We start from the raw sequence: 15487 nt of genomic DNA on the forward strand, positions 1-15487 counted from the left end.
CAGTATTTATGTAAGTAAGCTGTTTTTATCTAATTAGAAATTAGAAAATTTTGTCCAAGAGTTAGTCCAGTTAGCTTCTGTTCTAAATGCTCCGGTAGCTCCTGTAAAATTAAGAGAACCATCATTAAAGAAAGGCTGTGAAAGACTCCATTTTGTAGCTGGGTTTACTGTAGAAGTAGTTGTACCAGGCCCAGACAAAGTTGTTCCTGCTGGCAACGCTACGTTATCAAATCCGTGGATTGAAACTCTTAAATAAGATGAACCGCTTGGAACTGATGGAGCTTCCCATCTAATTCCTGTATTGTATCCTGTTACAGTCACATCTGTAAGGCTGATGTTTCCTGCTCTGCGCACGTGAATTGCATTTTCATACAAATCAGCTACTGTTGTAGAACTAACACCAATGATAGACAATTGAGAAATAACCGGACGTGTAATAATTGAAGTAATTGCTCCTGTTGCATTGTTATCTAATTCGATACCGTTAGAATCAGGATTACCACCGCTTAAACTGTGAGTTGAATTACTGTCAGCAAGTGCAATAGCTTTTGTAATGCTTCCTGTGTAACCAAAATCGAAATCGAAGTTGTCATCATCCGGAGCAAAAGATACTAAATGAGTAGCGTTTACTTTACCTCCGAAAAATTCAAATGAATCGTCTTTTCCATAAGATACCTGAATGTGGTTAACAGTAGTTCCGTTTCCAACACCAGCCAATGTTAAACCGTTGATTTCAACATCTGTATCTAAAATACGTCCTGCAAATTCGATACGTACATAGCTTAGGATTCCCGCATTGTGAGCATTGTTTGAACCTCCATAGTAGAATTCAGCAAAATTAGGCTGGTCATCTAATCCTTCAACAATATTTGTTGTAGAACCAGTATTAACCTCTGCGTCTCCTAAAATAACAACTCCCCCAAAATCTCCTGGCGAAGCAACAGTATTAGCGTTGTCGTCTAATAAATTATAACTTGTAAAAATAATTGGAGATTCTGCAGTTCCCTGTGCATCAATCTGACCTGTTTTAGTAATTACCAAAACTCCCGTTGCAATACCTGTTGCAAGAGGTTTTGCTTTAATAAATGTACCAGCCTGAATAGTTAATTTAGCACCATCTTTTACAGTGATAACACCATCGATTTCCCAAACTCTGTCGTTTGTCCAAGTTGTGTTGCTTGTAATAGCACCGCTTACTGTTTGAACCGTTGCAGGATGAACGTAATCAGCACCAGAAGCTTTCATTGAAAAAGAAGAATCTGCAGAAGAATCATCATTTTGGCAAGAGCTCACAACTAGAGCCACCATTGCAAATAGAAAAAATTTTTTCATAATAATTTAATTATTGCTATATTTGCTGCTAATCAAACTAGGCCTTTGGAGAGAGCAGCAAAATATCTTTCCTTAGGTCTTTCTCGTTTTTGGTAAAGATCTTTTTGATAAACTGGTTCCGCTTTACCGCCGGGGGCTTATACCTAAATTCCATCTTTCATTCTTAGGGTTTCCAACGCAATGAAAGGATTGCTTTCCATTCTTTTGATTTTTTCTGCAGTCGCTGCAGGTCTTTTTATAACACTGCAAGTATTTAAAAGACCATACAGAAACTGAATAAAAAAACAATAGACCTTGATTAATGATGCTGAAAAATTAATCTTACTACAACTATATTAGACTTTATAAAAACAAAATATCACCACTGTTTTTTATTGTTAACAGTTTCTTAATACGTTGGTTTTATTATTGATTTACAGCTGTTTAAAATGAGTAATTAATAGACACATTTATAGTTCGTCCGCTAAAAGCTTTAAATATTACCTGATCAATATCTTCGTCGTATTTTTTAGTTGCATTTGCTCCTAATGTGTATCGGTCACGCGGATTTGAACCATACGATACATCTTCGAGATGTGAGTAGCTGTTAGCATTGTTATAGGTTTGAATTCCTGTATCGAAAATATTTCTCATACTGCATTTTAACTCCAGATTTTTATCTTTAAAAAACTTATAACTTATCTGAGCATCTGTTGTAGAATACGGCATTCTAATTTCTTCACGAGAATATTCAAATCCTACTAAAATATACTGATCGCCAATAGCATTATGTCTAACGCTGAAACCTAGTCTGTCTCCTGTATAATCTAAACCCAGGTTATAAGTATAGGGCGATTGACCATAGAGCGGTCTATTAGCTTCATAAAGACCTCCAGTTCCATCAACATTTACATAAGAAGTCACTTTTGTAGCGTTAAAGGATGCATTTCCTGAAACAAACAATTGTTCTAAAATAATACCATCACCTAAGAAAGAAAGGTTTTTATAAAACTCCATTTCTACACCCCACAACTTGGCATTATTAGAATTTAGATTATAAATAATTCCTGAATTACCATTTACCGTCCCTACAGATTCAATAGGATCTTTAATATCTTTATGATAAACGCCAAATGATAAAACTTCACCGCCGGAGGGAAACCATTCTAATTTTAAATCATAATTATTGGATACACTAGAAATCATTCCGGCAGACCAGTTCAAAATTTTAGCTGAACGTATCGGATCATAGTATGGAGTTCCTACGCGTTCTGCAAATTGAGGACGCAGTACAGACCTGTTATAACCAAGTCTTAGATTTGTTTTTTGAGTTGGGCTGATGGTTAAACCTGCTGAGGGCAGGAACTGCCATTTCTTGTCTACGTTGGTTAAAGGAAATTCTCCCGGAGCTTCAAACTGATTTGAAATTTCATTGTAGACGTAGCTCTCTGCCCTTACTCCCCATACAAATCTAATAAAGCGTCCAATTTTGTTATCAAGCATTAAATAAGGTGAATGAATTTTTACTTCTCCTTCGTATTTGTCTCCGTATTTACCATAATCCATCCAGCCAAAACCTCCATAATAATATTGTGAGCCATCTAAAAATTCAGAAAGAGGTTCGTATATATCTGCTCTGTCTGTACCCTGCCCTACAGTTACAACTTTTGCAGAACGCTGCTGATTTGAAGCTTTTTTGTATGTTCCAAAATAACCTGCTTTAATATCGTTTTTACTATTTTCACCTAAATTGAATGAATAGTCAAGACTGGCAGCCCAATTATAATCAGATTCGTCATTAGTATAATTGTCCCTGCTGAAAGGAAATCTTCCGCCGCTATTATAAACACTATGATATTCGAGCATATCATCGCCAATATTTTTTCGAAATGTTTCTAAAAAAGTGGCATCTTTTGTATCTTTTGTTATACTGCTGTAACTTCCGTACCAGTTCACTTCCAACTTATTAAAACGATGATTTCCTTCTATTTTATTCTGAATAAAAGTTTGATATACTGGATAATTTGTTTCTGTTGTTGAAGGCAGGTTTGTACCATCTAAAACTTCAGGAACACCGGTACCTTTGTCCCATCCTGTAATTTGATTGAGCTGATTGTTGTAGATATGCATTACTGTATTACGGCTTGTAATTTTATGATCGCCAAGTTGAATTGCAGTATTAAACATTCCTCCCAAAGTGGAATTAAAATTGTAATTAGCACCAGAATTTTTAAATCCAAATTTTTCAAAAACAGAATATTCCCTTCCGCCCTGTCCTTCTTGTACAAATCTGGTATTCGTTAAAAATCTTCCTCTTTCTGTATGCTCAATATCCAGTTTTTCCTGAGTATTTTTAAAAAGAAGAGATCCTACAAATCCCCATTTATTGTTGTCTTTTAATTTATAAGACCTTCCTATGGCAAACTGAATTGTTGTTCCCGGCGCGCCATAAGTTTTATAAGTAGAAAAATTGTCCTGCGTAAATTTTTTAGACTGTTCTATAAACGGCCCCGAAGAAGCTTCATTTGTTGGAATTTCTATTGGCTGTAAATTAGGATAATCGCGTCGGCCGTCATCAAATCCCCAGTAATCGTATTTACCCTCTGATTTGGTTAACCTTTCTTTAAAAGCACTTCGGCTGTTATATGAAGAACTTATTGAAAAACTTGTAAAATTTTCTTTTGGTATGTCTTTCGTTTTTATTTCTACATATCCTCCGGCAAAATTAGCATTCATGTCTGGAGTTGCAGATTTACTCACCACAATACTCTCTACCATAGAAGTTGGAATAATATCAAAAGAGAAATTTTGCTGATAAGCATCTGTACTTGGAAGCGCGATTCCATCCATAACTGCCTGATTCCATCTTTCTCCCATCGAGCGTACAACTACATATTTATTATCGATTGTAGTAACTCCGGTAATACGTTTTAAAGAACTTGCTACATCTCTGTCCGGCGTTCTGGCAATTTGCTCTGCTGAAATACCATCAGAAAACTGTGCTGCTTTTTTTTGCTGTAATAACAATCCCTGAACAGAAGCTGTTGCCTGTTTATAATTTTGTACAATTACAACTTCTTTAAGCGACTGTGCATCTTCTTTTAAAGAAACTACCAATGGTGTATCTTCTCCTTCAGTTACTTTTACGCCGGTAATTTGCTGTGTTTGAAAAGAAATAGCACTAATTTCAATAGTGTATTCACCAGGTTCTAATTCTAAAACATAGTTACCATCAATATCAGACTGTGTTCCAAAATTGAGCAGCGATACTTTTATATTAACGCCCGGAAGCGAAAGTCCGTTTATATCTACAACTTTACCTGTAATTTTTCCTTTCTTTTTTTTTTTGTCAGCGTCCTTACTATTTACGGCTATATTATTTTCGTTTCTTCTAAAATTTAAGTTGGTCATCTTTTGCAGATCACTCAAAATTTCATCTATCGAAACGTTATCTTTTTTTAGCGTTACAAGAGGCGAACTAAGATCTAGGTCTTTCTGGTAGATAAATTGGTAAGGAGTACGTGATTTTAAATTATCTATAATTTTTTGAGGTGACGAATTTTTAAAATCAACGGATACAGTGCCGGTCTGTGAATAAATAGTATTTGTTCCGAGAAAAACTCCAAAAAATAAAATCCACAAGACAAGAGCATACTGCCTGGAAAAATCATTGTTCATAATTGATAATTGTTAGTTTATTAGAATTTGTTTTTGAATATTATAATTGATTAAATCTTTAAATCAGGACATGGAAATCCCTGGCTGCTTATAAAACTTTTTTAAAGAATTATAAGCGGCAAAAACGTTAGTAAAAATTTGATATGCTTTTTATCTGCTGACTAAATAGGTATTATTGCCAGTAGATCTGATTTTTATTTCTAAGGCAAAAGCGATAGTCTGAAGCATTTCATAAAGCCCCTGTCTGCTGTCCAGCGTACCCTGTATGGTTAGGTTTTTTAAATCATCTTCTAAATAATTTACCTCAAAATTATTTTCTTCTTTTAATTTTTCTAAAACCTGTTCCAGAGTTAAACCATCAACATACAAAAGTGCTTTTTTCCATTCTGGTTCCAGAACATTGGTCTTTTCTTTTTTTACTTTAGAAGATTCTGCGGTATAAACAGCTTTATCACCTCTTAAAAGCAGTACAGAATTAGTTTCTCCCTCAACTTTAACTTTTCCGGTTCTGACATTTACTTCAGGCTGTTTTTCATTATAAGCTTTAATATTGAATGAAGTTCCTAAAACTGTTGTTTTTATTGTACCGGAAGTAATTACAAATGGCCTTGAAGGATCGCGTTTTACTTCAAAGAATGCTTCACCTTTTAAAGTCACATTTCTTTCAGTATTTAAAAAATGTGCCGGATATTCTATTTTAGAATTTTGGTTCAGCCATACTCTGGTTCCGTCTGGAAGGTTTATAAGCCGAATATCATTTTTAAAAGTAATCGTTGAAGTAATTCCAATTTCTGCTTTTTTATGCTGATTGAAGAATTGGTAACTTCCAATTGAGATAATAAACACTGCACAAGCGGCAACTGTCCAGTTGTATATCTTTTTATATTTATCAATAGTAACTCTGCGTATATTGTTCCACATTCTGGCCTGCGTATCGTTAGGAAGTATTCCTCGGTTAGGTATTGCATTCCATTCTTCTTTCATTCTTTTGGACTTCATTAGAGTTAAAATTTAATATTGAAATTTAAGTACACATATCAATTCAACTACATTAGATTTCCATTTATGCAAATATCACGGGGCAGTATTACTATTAACGTTTTCTTAATGTGAGTAAAGATTTAGCAGCTGAGTTTTAGAATGAAAAATACTTCTTAAATGCGGCAAAAAGGTATGGATATTCTAATTTTTCTACGAAACTAATTCTGTCTGATATAGAAAGAATAAAGCAAACCAATATAACTCATGATTATTTACAGAGTTTTTCTTAAGAAATTGTAAGGTTTTAGAAATTTGGTTTGCAACAGCCCCCGGAGACATATCCATTTCTTCGGCAATCTCTTTATAACTGCGGTCTTCAAACTTATGGAGACTGAATATTTTTCTTCTTTTAGCAGGGATTTTATCCAGAAGATATTCTATTTTTTCCATTTGCAGGCTCACTTCTTCTTCAGACTGTGTTTTGCTGTCAAGTTCTTTTATTAATTTATCATCTTCAACCGAAAAGATTCGGTTTTGTTTTTTATACCATCTTGAAATTTCCTGCTTAGAGCTTTTAAAAAGAACGGCTTCCAGACTGACTTCAGGGTCTAATTTTGTACGGTATTTCCAAAGATGAATAAAAACATTCTGTGTCACATCTTCAGAATCAGCCAATTGTGAAGTATATTTTTTAACAAAACAAAATACCTTAAAATGGTATAAATCATATATTTGTTTAAAACATGAATCATCACCAGCACGTAACCGTATAATCAAATTAGAACTCATAATAAAAATTTCAATTGTTAAAGAAGACCCTTACAAAAGTATGATAAACCTTTATTGCTATTTTTTGATTTTTGTCATTTAATAATTTGTTAATATTGATGAACTCCCAATTTGAGCTTCGCTTAAATCGCATTAAAAAAACTTAGACTAACATTGTTCGAGAATTCAAATTTGAAGATTTTTTAATGCAGATTAGTTATAATTTAAGCTTTTGACCCTGTTTTTTTATCAATTCCGGCAAAAAAGCCCTATATTACAAATTGGGAAAGGCCAGTTTTGTTGGGATTTTGGCCAAATATTAATTTTTAAATTAAAAAAATGAAACGATTATTACAATGGACTATTATCATTCCGGCATTATCATGGATCCTTTTCTTCAGCGGACTTATAGAGGGAAGCAGTATTTTTCAAATTGCAGCTAGTATATTACTTATTTTAAGCGTTATGTCGGCTGTACACCATTCCGAAATAATAGCAGAAAGAGTTGGAGAGCCTTACGGAACAATTATTTTGGCCATATCAATTACCGTAATAGAAGTTTCGATAATTATATCCTTAATGATGTCAGATGGCCCGGAAGCAGTTTCACTTGCCAGAGATACAGTATATGCGGCAACCATGCTTATTCTTAACGGAATTATTGGGCTCTGTCTTTTAATTGGAGGTTTAAAACATTATGAGCAGAATTTTTCTGCTTCTTCTGTAACCATTGGTTTAGTATCCCTTATTTCAATTATAGTATTTACACTCGTATTTCCAACTTTTACAGAAAGTGTTTCAGGATCATATTATTCAGAACCGCAGCTTGTTTTTGCTTCTATTGCCTGCATAGTAATTTATTCCTCTTTTCTGTTTGCACAAACTACACGATACCGTCAATATTTCCTGACTGAGGGTGAGGATGAGAATGACGATACTGCTAAACGTATTACAATTGATACTAAAACATTCTATACCAGTTTGGTATTTCTAATTGTCAGTTTAGGCATTGTAGTATTACTTGCTAAGACACTCTCACCTACTATCGAAAGTATTATTGTGAGTTACAGACTTCCAAAAAGTCTGGTTGGAGTTATAATTGCCATTATTATTCTGCTGCCCGAAGCTGTGGCTGCTATTATCGCAGCAAGAAAAAACAGATTACAAACCAGTATAAATTTAGCTTTGGGTTCAGCTTTGGCAAGTATTGGATTAACGATTCCCAGCGTTGCGGCAGTCTGCATTATAATGGATATGCCCATTATATTAGGGCTCGATATTAAATCTATTGTTTTATTAGCTTTATCTGTATTTACCGTAATGCTGTCACTTAGTAAAGGAAAGTCGAATATAGTTTACGGAGTTGTACTTCTGGTTAACTTATTTGCTTTTATTTTCCTTATGATATATCCGTAATTTTCTTTTTGCTGTATCTGCATCAAAGAACAAACTTTATGATTTGTTCTTTGATGCATTTTATTTTTTTAGAATCACTGTCCTTTTTCACTGCACACAACATCTCTTTTACTTTTTTTCAGTCCAAAAGACTGCAAATGCATCATTTGTATTACATAATGCATCAAATTTACTATTGAAATTATTGTTGTAAAACTAAATTTACAACCTTAAATAATGCCGATTTCGCACAAATAAAACAGCAAAATTATATTATTCATTAAAAAAATAAACTTCAACAACTAATACCAAAAATATTTAAGATATAAACAAAACCACCTAATGAAAAAACAAATTAAAAATTATGCCTTTCTACTGTTAGCTGTTTCTATGAACGGATATGCACAAACCAAAAAACATATGGATACCAAAAAACCAATTGAAGACCGTATTTCACTTTTGATGAAAGAAATGACATTAGAAGAAAAGGTAGGTCAAATGAATCAATATAATGGTTCATGGGATGTTACCGGACCAAAACCAGAATCTGGTTCTAATGAAGAAAAATACAATAACATAAAAAAAGGATGGGTCGGTTCTATGCTTACCGTTCGCGGTGTTAAGGAAGTCAGAGCAGTACAAAAAATCGCTGTCGAAGAAACCCGACTTGGAATTCCGCTTATTTTTGGATTTGATGTTATACACGGATACAAAACCCTAAGTCCTATTCCGTTGGCAGAAGCGGCAAGCTGGGATTTAGAAGCCATCAAAAATTCGGCACGAGTAGCAGCACTCGAAGCTTCAGCTTCAGGATTAAACTGGACTTTTGCTCCTAATGTTGACATTTCAAATGATGCCAGATGGGGGAGAGTTATGGAAGGTGCAGGCGAAGATCCATATTTAGGAAGTAAAATTGCAACGGCAAGAGTAAAAGGTTTTCAAGGTGAAAGTTTCAGTAATACCTCTATTGTTGCCTGCGCGAAGCATTTTGCCGCTTATGGTTTTGTAGAAGCAGGCCGAGAATACAATAGTGTAGATATGAGCAATTCTAAATTGTACAATACCGTTTTACCGCCTTTTAAAGCAACGGTAGATGCCGGAATACGCACTTTTATGAATTCATTTAATACCTTAAATGGTATTCCGGCAACAGGAAGTGTCTTTTTGCAAAGAGACATTTTAAAAGGTGCCTGGGGATTTAAAGGATTTGTAGTATCTGACTGGGCTTCTATCGCCGAAATGATTACTCACGGTTACGCTGCAGATGCAGCCGATGCGGCTAAAAAAGCGGCTATTGCAGGTTCAGACATGGATATGGAATCGAATGTGTATGTAACAGAATTAGTTCAGTTAGTAAAAAAAGGATCTGTAAAAGAAAGCGTGATTGACGATGCTGTACGCAGAATTCTTCGAGTAAAATTTGAATTAGGTTTATTTGACGATCCTTATAAATATTGTGATGAAGCCCGTGAAAAGGCAAACATTGGCAGCAAGGCAAATAATGATGACGTTCTGGACATGGCAAAAAAATCGATTGTTTTATTAAAAAATGATAAAAACCTTCTGCCTTTAAAAAAATCGGGAGCTAAAATTGCTTTAATTGGTGCTTTGGCAAATGATAAAAACAGCCCTTTAGGAAGCTGGAGAATTGCTGCTGATGATAATACCGCTGTTTCTGTACTAGAAGGAATGCAGCAATATAAAAACAGCGCCTTAGTTTATGAAAAAGGAACAGATGTAGCCTTAAATAAACAATTATTCGTAGACGAAGTAAAAATTAATACAACCGATTTTTCTGGATTTGAAGCGGCAAAAAAAGCAGCAAAAGAAGCAGAAGTTGTAGTAATGGTGCTGGGTGAAATTGGTTTTCAAAGCGGTGAAGGACGAAGCAGAACAGAATTAGACTTACCTGGAAACCAGCAGCAATTATTAGAAGAAGTTTATAAAGTAAATCCAAATATTGTTTTGGTTTTAAACAACGGACGTCCGTTAGCTTTACCATGGGCAGCAGAACATATTCCTGCTATTGTTGAAGCCTGGCAGTTAGGAACACAATCCGGAAACGCAATTGCACAGGTTTTATACGGAGATTATAACCCAAGTGGTAAACTGCCAATGTCATTTCCCAGAAATGTAGGCCAATGCCCTATTTATTACAATTTATACAATACCGGAAGACCTACAGATAAAGATAAAAATGTGTTTTGGTCGCACTATTCTGATGTAGAAAAAACGCCTTTATATCCTTTTGGTTATGGATTAAGCTATACTTCTTTCATTTATAAAAATTTAAAAATTGCAAAACCTTCATTTCAAAAAGGAGAAAAAATTAAAGTTTCTGTTGAGGTTACCAATACAGGAAATTTTGACGGAAAAGAAGTAGTTCAATTGTACATAAACGATCCTGCCGCCAGTATTGTAAGACCTGTAAAAGAATTAAAAGGTTTTGAACTTATCGAATTAAAAAAAGGAGAAACTAAAACAGTTCAGTTTACTTTAACTGATTCAGCTCTTGGTTTTTATGACAATGACGGTAAATTTTTAGTAGAACCAGGTTTATTCAATGTTATGGTGGGCTGGAATTCTAATGATGGACTTACAACTAAATTTGAACTAAAATAAAGTATTTAAAAAAAAACACATAGAAACATAGATTCATTATTTGTGAAGAAAAGTTAAAAAGAAACTCATTTATCAAACACAGCTATGTGAATTAAAAATAAGTGAAACGCCTTTTTTTAAGTAAACAAAAGCTATGTTTCTATGTGTTAAAAAAACTACTCCAGCAGAATAGTTTTTTTTACAACTATATATCCTGAGTACGATAATTCCTTATTTGGCTATTTATCATACTCAGGATTTTGGCAATATGCCAGATTTGAATAAAAAAAATTAAGTGTTCTGTTTAGTTTTATTAATATTGTTTTCTATATCCTAAAAAAACATTTTACAAACAAGCGGATAATCAATACTGTTACATCTAAATGAAAAATACCACCACTATCCTTTTATGCTTTTTCAGCTTTATAAACTGCCTGTTTTCTCAAGGTAAATTTGACAGCTATCAATTTAGAAGCATACAGGAAACTACCTCAAAACGAGCTGTTTCTTCTATCATTCAGGATAATAATGGTTTTATATGGATAGGCACAAACGGTGCGGGTTTGTATCGTTATGACGGTGTAAATTATTTTGGATACAAATACGATAAAAAACCCGGCTCTGTAAACAGCAACTTTATTTATGCCACGTTTATCGATTCTAATAATAACCTCTGGGTTGGTACTGATGAAGGTTTATGTTTGTACAACAGAGATTTAGATAATTTTACCAAGATTAATATTGAAGATGTTATAACAAAAGGATATAGTGAGCCCATTACTGTAAAAACAATTATTGAAGACAATAACGGCAACTTATTCTTAGGCGCTTATGGTTTCGGATTATTCAAACTTAATATAAAGACTTTAAAGGCTTCTTTAGTGCAGTCAAAAGTGTTGGACAAGCCTAATTTTTTAATAAAATCTTCGATAAAAAGTAAACAGGGAATTATTTATTTAGGAACCAGTTACGGCCTTTTAGAAATCGACTTAAACGGAAAAGTAAAACAGGTTTATAAAGACAAATTTAAAAGAGAACCTTTACTCGACGATATAGAAAATCTTGTCATAGATAAATTTGGATATATATGGCTGGGAACAACAGAAAATGGTTTGATAAAAATTAAACCCGAAACCGATAATTACCAATTTGAAAATTACCCTATTACCAAAAATAAAATCCTGTCTATTGTACAAAGCAGTCTGGATTATATTGTATGCGGTACAGAAAATGACGGATTACTGGTTGTAAATTACAAAGGGCAAGTACTACGAAAATACCTGCACAGCAAATACAATAATTTCAGTTTAAAATCTAATTCTGTCTGGTCGCTGTATGAAGACAAGGAAAAACGACTTTGGCTGGGATATTTCAATAAAGGACTTGGTGTTTTTGACAAACCCAATAACAAATTCAATTCGCTGGAATCTCTTGCCAATAACGATAATTCTTTACAGACCAGCTATGTAACATCTGTTATAAAAGATAAAAAAGGAAATTTATTAATAAGCAATGAAGGCGGCGGACTCGATATTTATAACCTTATTGATAAAAGTTACATTCACGTTAACCAGACAAATCAAAACTATTATTCCGGTTTAGATGCAGTTGATATTCAGACCATATTTATAGACAGCAAGCAAAATATCTGGATAGGAAGCTGGGACCGCGGTATTTACTTTTTAAAAAATGGAACTTCCCGATTCGTAAATTACAATACAGCTAATACATCCGGACTGAAATCTAATCGGATTTTTAGTTTTGCCGAAGATTCTAAAGGCCGAATCTGGATAGGAACTTTTATAAAAGGACTGCATTATTTTGATAATAAAACCAGCACATTTGTACATTGCGATTCTAAACCATTTGCAGAAAACACCTTAGATAACGCTTTTATCCGCAAAGTTTTTGTAGACTCAGACAATGTACTTTGGGTAGGAACAATTTTAGGTTTGTATCAGGTTAGTTTAAAAGATGAAACAAATTTTAAAGTAACGAAAATGCGCGATGCCATGTTTAGCGGCATAAATAAACACAACAGCATTCAAACTATTTTATCTATTTATGAATCTAACGATAAAACGATCTGGATAGGAACAGATGGTCAGGGATTATTTAGCTACAATAAAAAAAATAAGATATTTTCTAATTATGATGATTTTCCGGGTTTTAAGGAAAAATCTGTTCGTGCTATAATTTCAGACAATAATGGTTCTTTATGGGTAAGCGGCGGATCTGGTTTGACAAAACTAGATTTTAAAAATAAAAAAAGCACCAATTTTAATAAAGATGACGGTCTTATTGACAACGATTTTAATAATAACGCCGTCTTTAAAGATGGAAATGGAGAATTGTATTTTGGCGGTTACGAAGGCGTAAATTATTTTAATCCCAACGAAATTAAAAAAGCAGAAAAAGCACCAAGATTGTATTTCAGCGATTTCAAATTATTTAATAAATCTGTAAAACCAAATGAAGAAGGTTCGCCTTTAACCAAAGTAATTTCGCAGACTAAAGAAATTACACTCAACTATACACAATCGGTTTTTACGATTGAATACGTGGGAATTAACTACAATTATTCTAAAAAAAATCAATACGCTTATTATCTGGAAGGTTTTGAAAAAGACTGGAATTATGCCGGAAATAACAGAACGGCAACCTATACCAATCTGGCGCCGGGCAATTATACTTTTAAAGTAAAATCAGCCAATGCAGACGGTACCTGGAGCAACAGTCAATTAGAATTAAAAATAAAAATACTTCCTCCGTGGTGGAAAACTATTTGGGCTTATTTAATATATACCGCTATTTTAATTTTCCTGATTAGATACTTAAATAAAATCTATCAAAACCGATTTAAAGCGAAGCAGGCCATTATCTTAGAAAAAGAAAAATCTATTCAGCTAGAAAAATTAAACAATAAAAAATTACAGTTTTTCACTAATATCTCACATGAATTCAGAACACCTTTAACGCTTATTATTAATCCGCTGGAAGACATTTTAAGAAGCAAAAAATTATCACCTGAAATTCATAATAAATTAAAAATTGTACATAAAAGCTCTGACAGACTTTCGAGACTTATTAATGAGCTTATGGATTTTAATAAATTAGAGTTTAATAAAATTTCACTTCAGGCTAAAAAAGTAGATGTCACAGCTTTTACAGAAGGAATTATTGGCTATTTTGATGAAGAGGCAGCAGCCAGAAACATAACCGTTAACTTTGAATCATCTCAAGATGAACTTGAAGACTGGCTGGATCCTAAAATGCTGGAAAAAATACTTTTTAATATTATTTCTAATGCATTCAAATTTACGCCTGATAATGGTTCTATCACCATTTTTATAGACACAGCCGAAACAGATAATGCTTTAATAATTGATGGAGAAAAAGTTCCTTCCTACTCTATAACCATTACGGATACCGGCTCTGGAATACGCAAAAAAGATCTCAATAGAATTTTTGACCGCTTTTATCAGGTCAATAATGTAAACAAAGATTATTATGGCAGCACCGGAATTGGTTTAGAGGTTGTAAAAGAATTTATTGAACTTCATAAAGGAAAAATTGAGGTTGAAAGCCAAGTTGGAGAAGGCACAAAATTCAAAGTCACATTTCCTTTAGGCAATTCGTTTTATAAGAAAAGTGAAATTATCGATGAGGTTTTTAAAATAGAAAAGAACAAAAATCAATTTTTATTTGACGCCGCTAATAATCAAACAGATGAAGATGATTTTACAGAAACGTCAATCGACAACGCTGCAGAAGAAACTGCAAAATCATATACCGTTTTAATTGTTGAGGACAATCCTGAACTGCGAAATTACCTAAAACAGGAACTAAGCAAATCATACAAAGTTATTACAGCCGAAAATGGTAAAAAAGGCTACGAACTTGCCGTACAAAAATTACCGGATTTAATCATTACAGATGTCATTATGCCGGTCATGGACGGATTACAGCTGTGTAAAAACATAAAAGGAGACTTAAAAACAAGTCATATTCCTTTGTTAATGCTGTCGGCAAAAGCAATGGTCAAAGACCGATTAGAAGGCATAGATTCTGGCGCAGATATGTATTTGAGTAAACCTTTTGAACTGGATATCTTAAAATCAAGTCTGGCGCAGCTTATTACCAGCAGACAGATCATGTTTAAGAAATTTTACAGCGGCATTACCAAACAAGGAAAAGAAAAAACAACATCACTGGATAATGACTTCATTCAAAAAATTCTGCATTTCATCAATGAAAATATCAGCGAGCCGGAATTGACTGTAGAACTCCTGTCTTCTAAAATCTACCTGAGCAGAAGCCAGCTGTACAGAAAAATAAAAACACTGACAGGCGTTTCTGTAAACGAATTTATTAGAAATGTACGATTAGAAAAAGCAAAACAGCTCATAGAACAAGGCAACAATAATATTAATGAGATAAGCTATAAAGTTGGCTTTACTTCTCCCTCCTATTTTGCCAAATGTTATAAAATTAAATACGGCTATCTGCCTACTCAGGAAAAAAGAACAAAAGAATAAAGCAGATAAAAATCAATTTAAAAGAGCTTCGATTACAATCGAAGCTCTTTTTTTGTCAGTGAATTTTTTCAAAAAACCGACTTTCGAATTTCAGGCAAAAATCAACATATAAAAAATATTGACTCGATATTTTAAACAAACAGTATTTTTTATGCAAAAAAATTAGCAATACCTCAGTACTTGTTTTGATGCATCAGGGTGTTTATTTTACTGAT

General features: G+C 33.6%; 7 protein-coding genes. 3 read left to right on the forward strand and 4 right to left on the reverse strand.

Features of this window, described 5'->3' with window-relative positions; all coding sequences use genetic code 11:
• Positions 1–33 precede the first annotated feature (33 nt).
• The 4 genes from FJOH_RS19970 to FJOH_RS19985 form a co-directional block, all read right to left on the reverse strand.
• Positions 34–1332 carry a hypothetical protein gene (locus FJOH_RS19970; protein WP_012025833.1) on the reverse strand — a complete coding sequence of 433 codons (1299 nt, stop codon included), beginning with the start codon at positions 1330–1332 and terminating at the stop codon, positions 34–36.
• A gap of 423 nt (positions 1333–1755) precedes the next feature.
• Positions 1756–4989: a TonB-dependent receptor gene (locus tag FJOH_RS19975; RefSeq protein WP_012025834.1), complete on the reverse strand. Its 3234-nt coding sequence runs from the start codon at positions 4987–4989 to the stop codon at positions 1756–1758.
• Positions 4990–5139: 150 nt separating this feature from the next.
• A complete protein-coding gene (locus FJOH_RS19980) occupies positions 5140–5988 on the reverse strand; it encodes a FecR family protein (RefSeq protein WP_012025835.1) in 849 nt (282 codons plus the stop codon).
• Between the two features lie 192 nt (positions 5989–6180).
• Complete coding sequence (locus FJOH_RS19985; RefSeq protein WP_012025836.1) at positions 6181–6759, reverse strand: RNA polymerase sigma factor; 579 nt, start codon at positions 6757–6759, stop codon at positions 6181–6183.
• Between the two features lie 318 nt (positions 6760–7077).
• Here FJOH_RS19985 and FJOH_RS19990 point away from each other — a divergent pair, with 318 nt between their 5' ends.
• The 3 genes from FJOH_RS19990 to FJOH_RS20000 all read left to right on the forward strand — a co-directional run bounded on the left by FJOH_RS19990 (position 7078) and on the right by FJOH_RS20000 (position 15272).
• Complete coding sequence (locus tag FJOH_RS19990; RefSeq protein WP_012025837.1) at positions 7078–8154, forward strand: calcium:proton antiporter; 1077 nt, start codon at positions 7078–7080, stop codon at positions 8152–8154.
• 321 nt (positions 8155–8475) lie between these two features.
• Complete coding sequence (bglX, locus tag FJOH_RS19995; protein WP_012025838.1) at positions 8476–10755, forward strand: beta-glucosidase BglX; 2280 nt, start codon at positions 8476–8478, stop codon at positions 10753–10755.
• Between the two features lie 362 nt (positions 10756–11117).
• Positions 11118–15272, forward strand: coding sequence for a hybrid sensor histidine kinase/response regulator transcription factor (locus FJOH_RS20000; protein WP_012025839.1), 4155 nt, complete (start codon positions 11118–11120; stop codon positions 15270–15272).
• Positions 15273–15487: the final 215 nt, after the last annotated feature.

Origin of the sequence: Flavobacterium johnsoniae UW101, assembly GCF_000016645.1 — a bacterium.
In the GTDB taxonomy this organism is placed as follows: Bacteria; Bacteroidota; Bacteroidia; order Flavobacteriales; family Flavobacteriaceae; genus Flavobacterium; species Flavobacterium johnsoniae.

Excerpts from the sequence above, each read along its gene's own strand:
- FJOH_RS19970 (WP_012025833.1), bottom strand. The coding sequence starts at position 1,332 with ATGAAAAAATTTTTTCTATTTGCAATGGTGGCTCTAGTTGTGAGCTCT.
- FJOH_RS19975 (WP_012025834.1), bottom strand. The coding sequence starts at position 4,989 with ATGAACAATGATTTTTCCAGGCAGTATGCTCTTGTCTTGTGGATTTTA.
- FJOH_RS19980 (WP_012025835.1), bottom strand. The coding sequence starts at position 5,988 with ATGAAGTCCAAAAGAATGAAAGAAGAATGGAATGCAATACCTAACCGA.
- FJOH_RS19985 (WP_012025836.1), bottom strand. The coding sequence starts at position 6,759 with ATGAGTTCTAATTTGATTATACGGTTACGTGCTGGTGATGATTCATGT.
- FJOH_RS19990 (WP_012025837.1), top strand. The coding sequence starts at position 7,078 with ATGAAACGATTATTACAATGGACTATTATCATTCCGGCATTATCATGG.
- bglX (WP_012025838.1), top strand. The coding sequence starts at position 8,476 with ATGAAAAAACAAATTAAAAATTATGCCTTTCTACTGTTAGCTGTTTCT.
- FJOH_RS20000 (WP_012025839.1), top strand. The coding sequence starts at position 11,118 with ATGAAAAATACCACCACTATCCTTTTATGCTTTTTCAGCTTTATAAAC.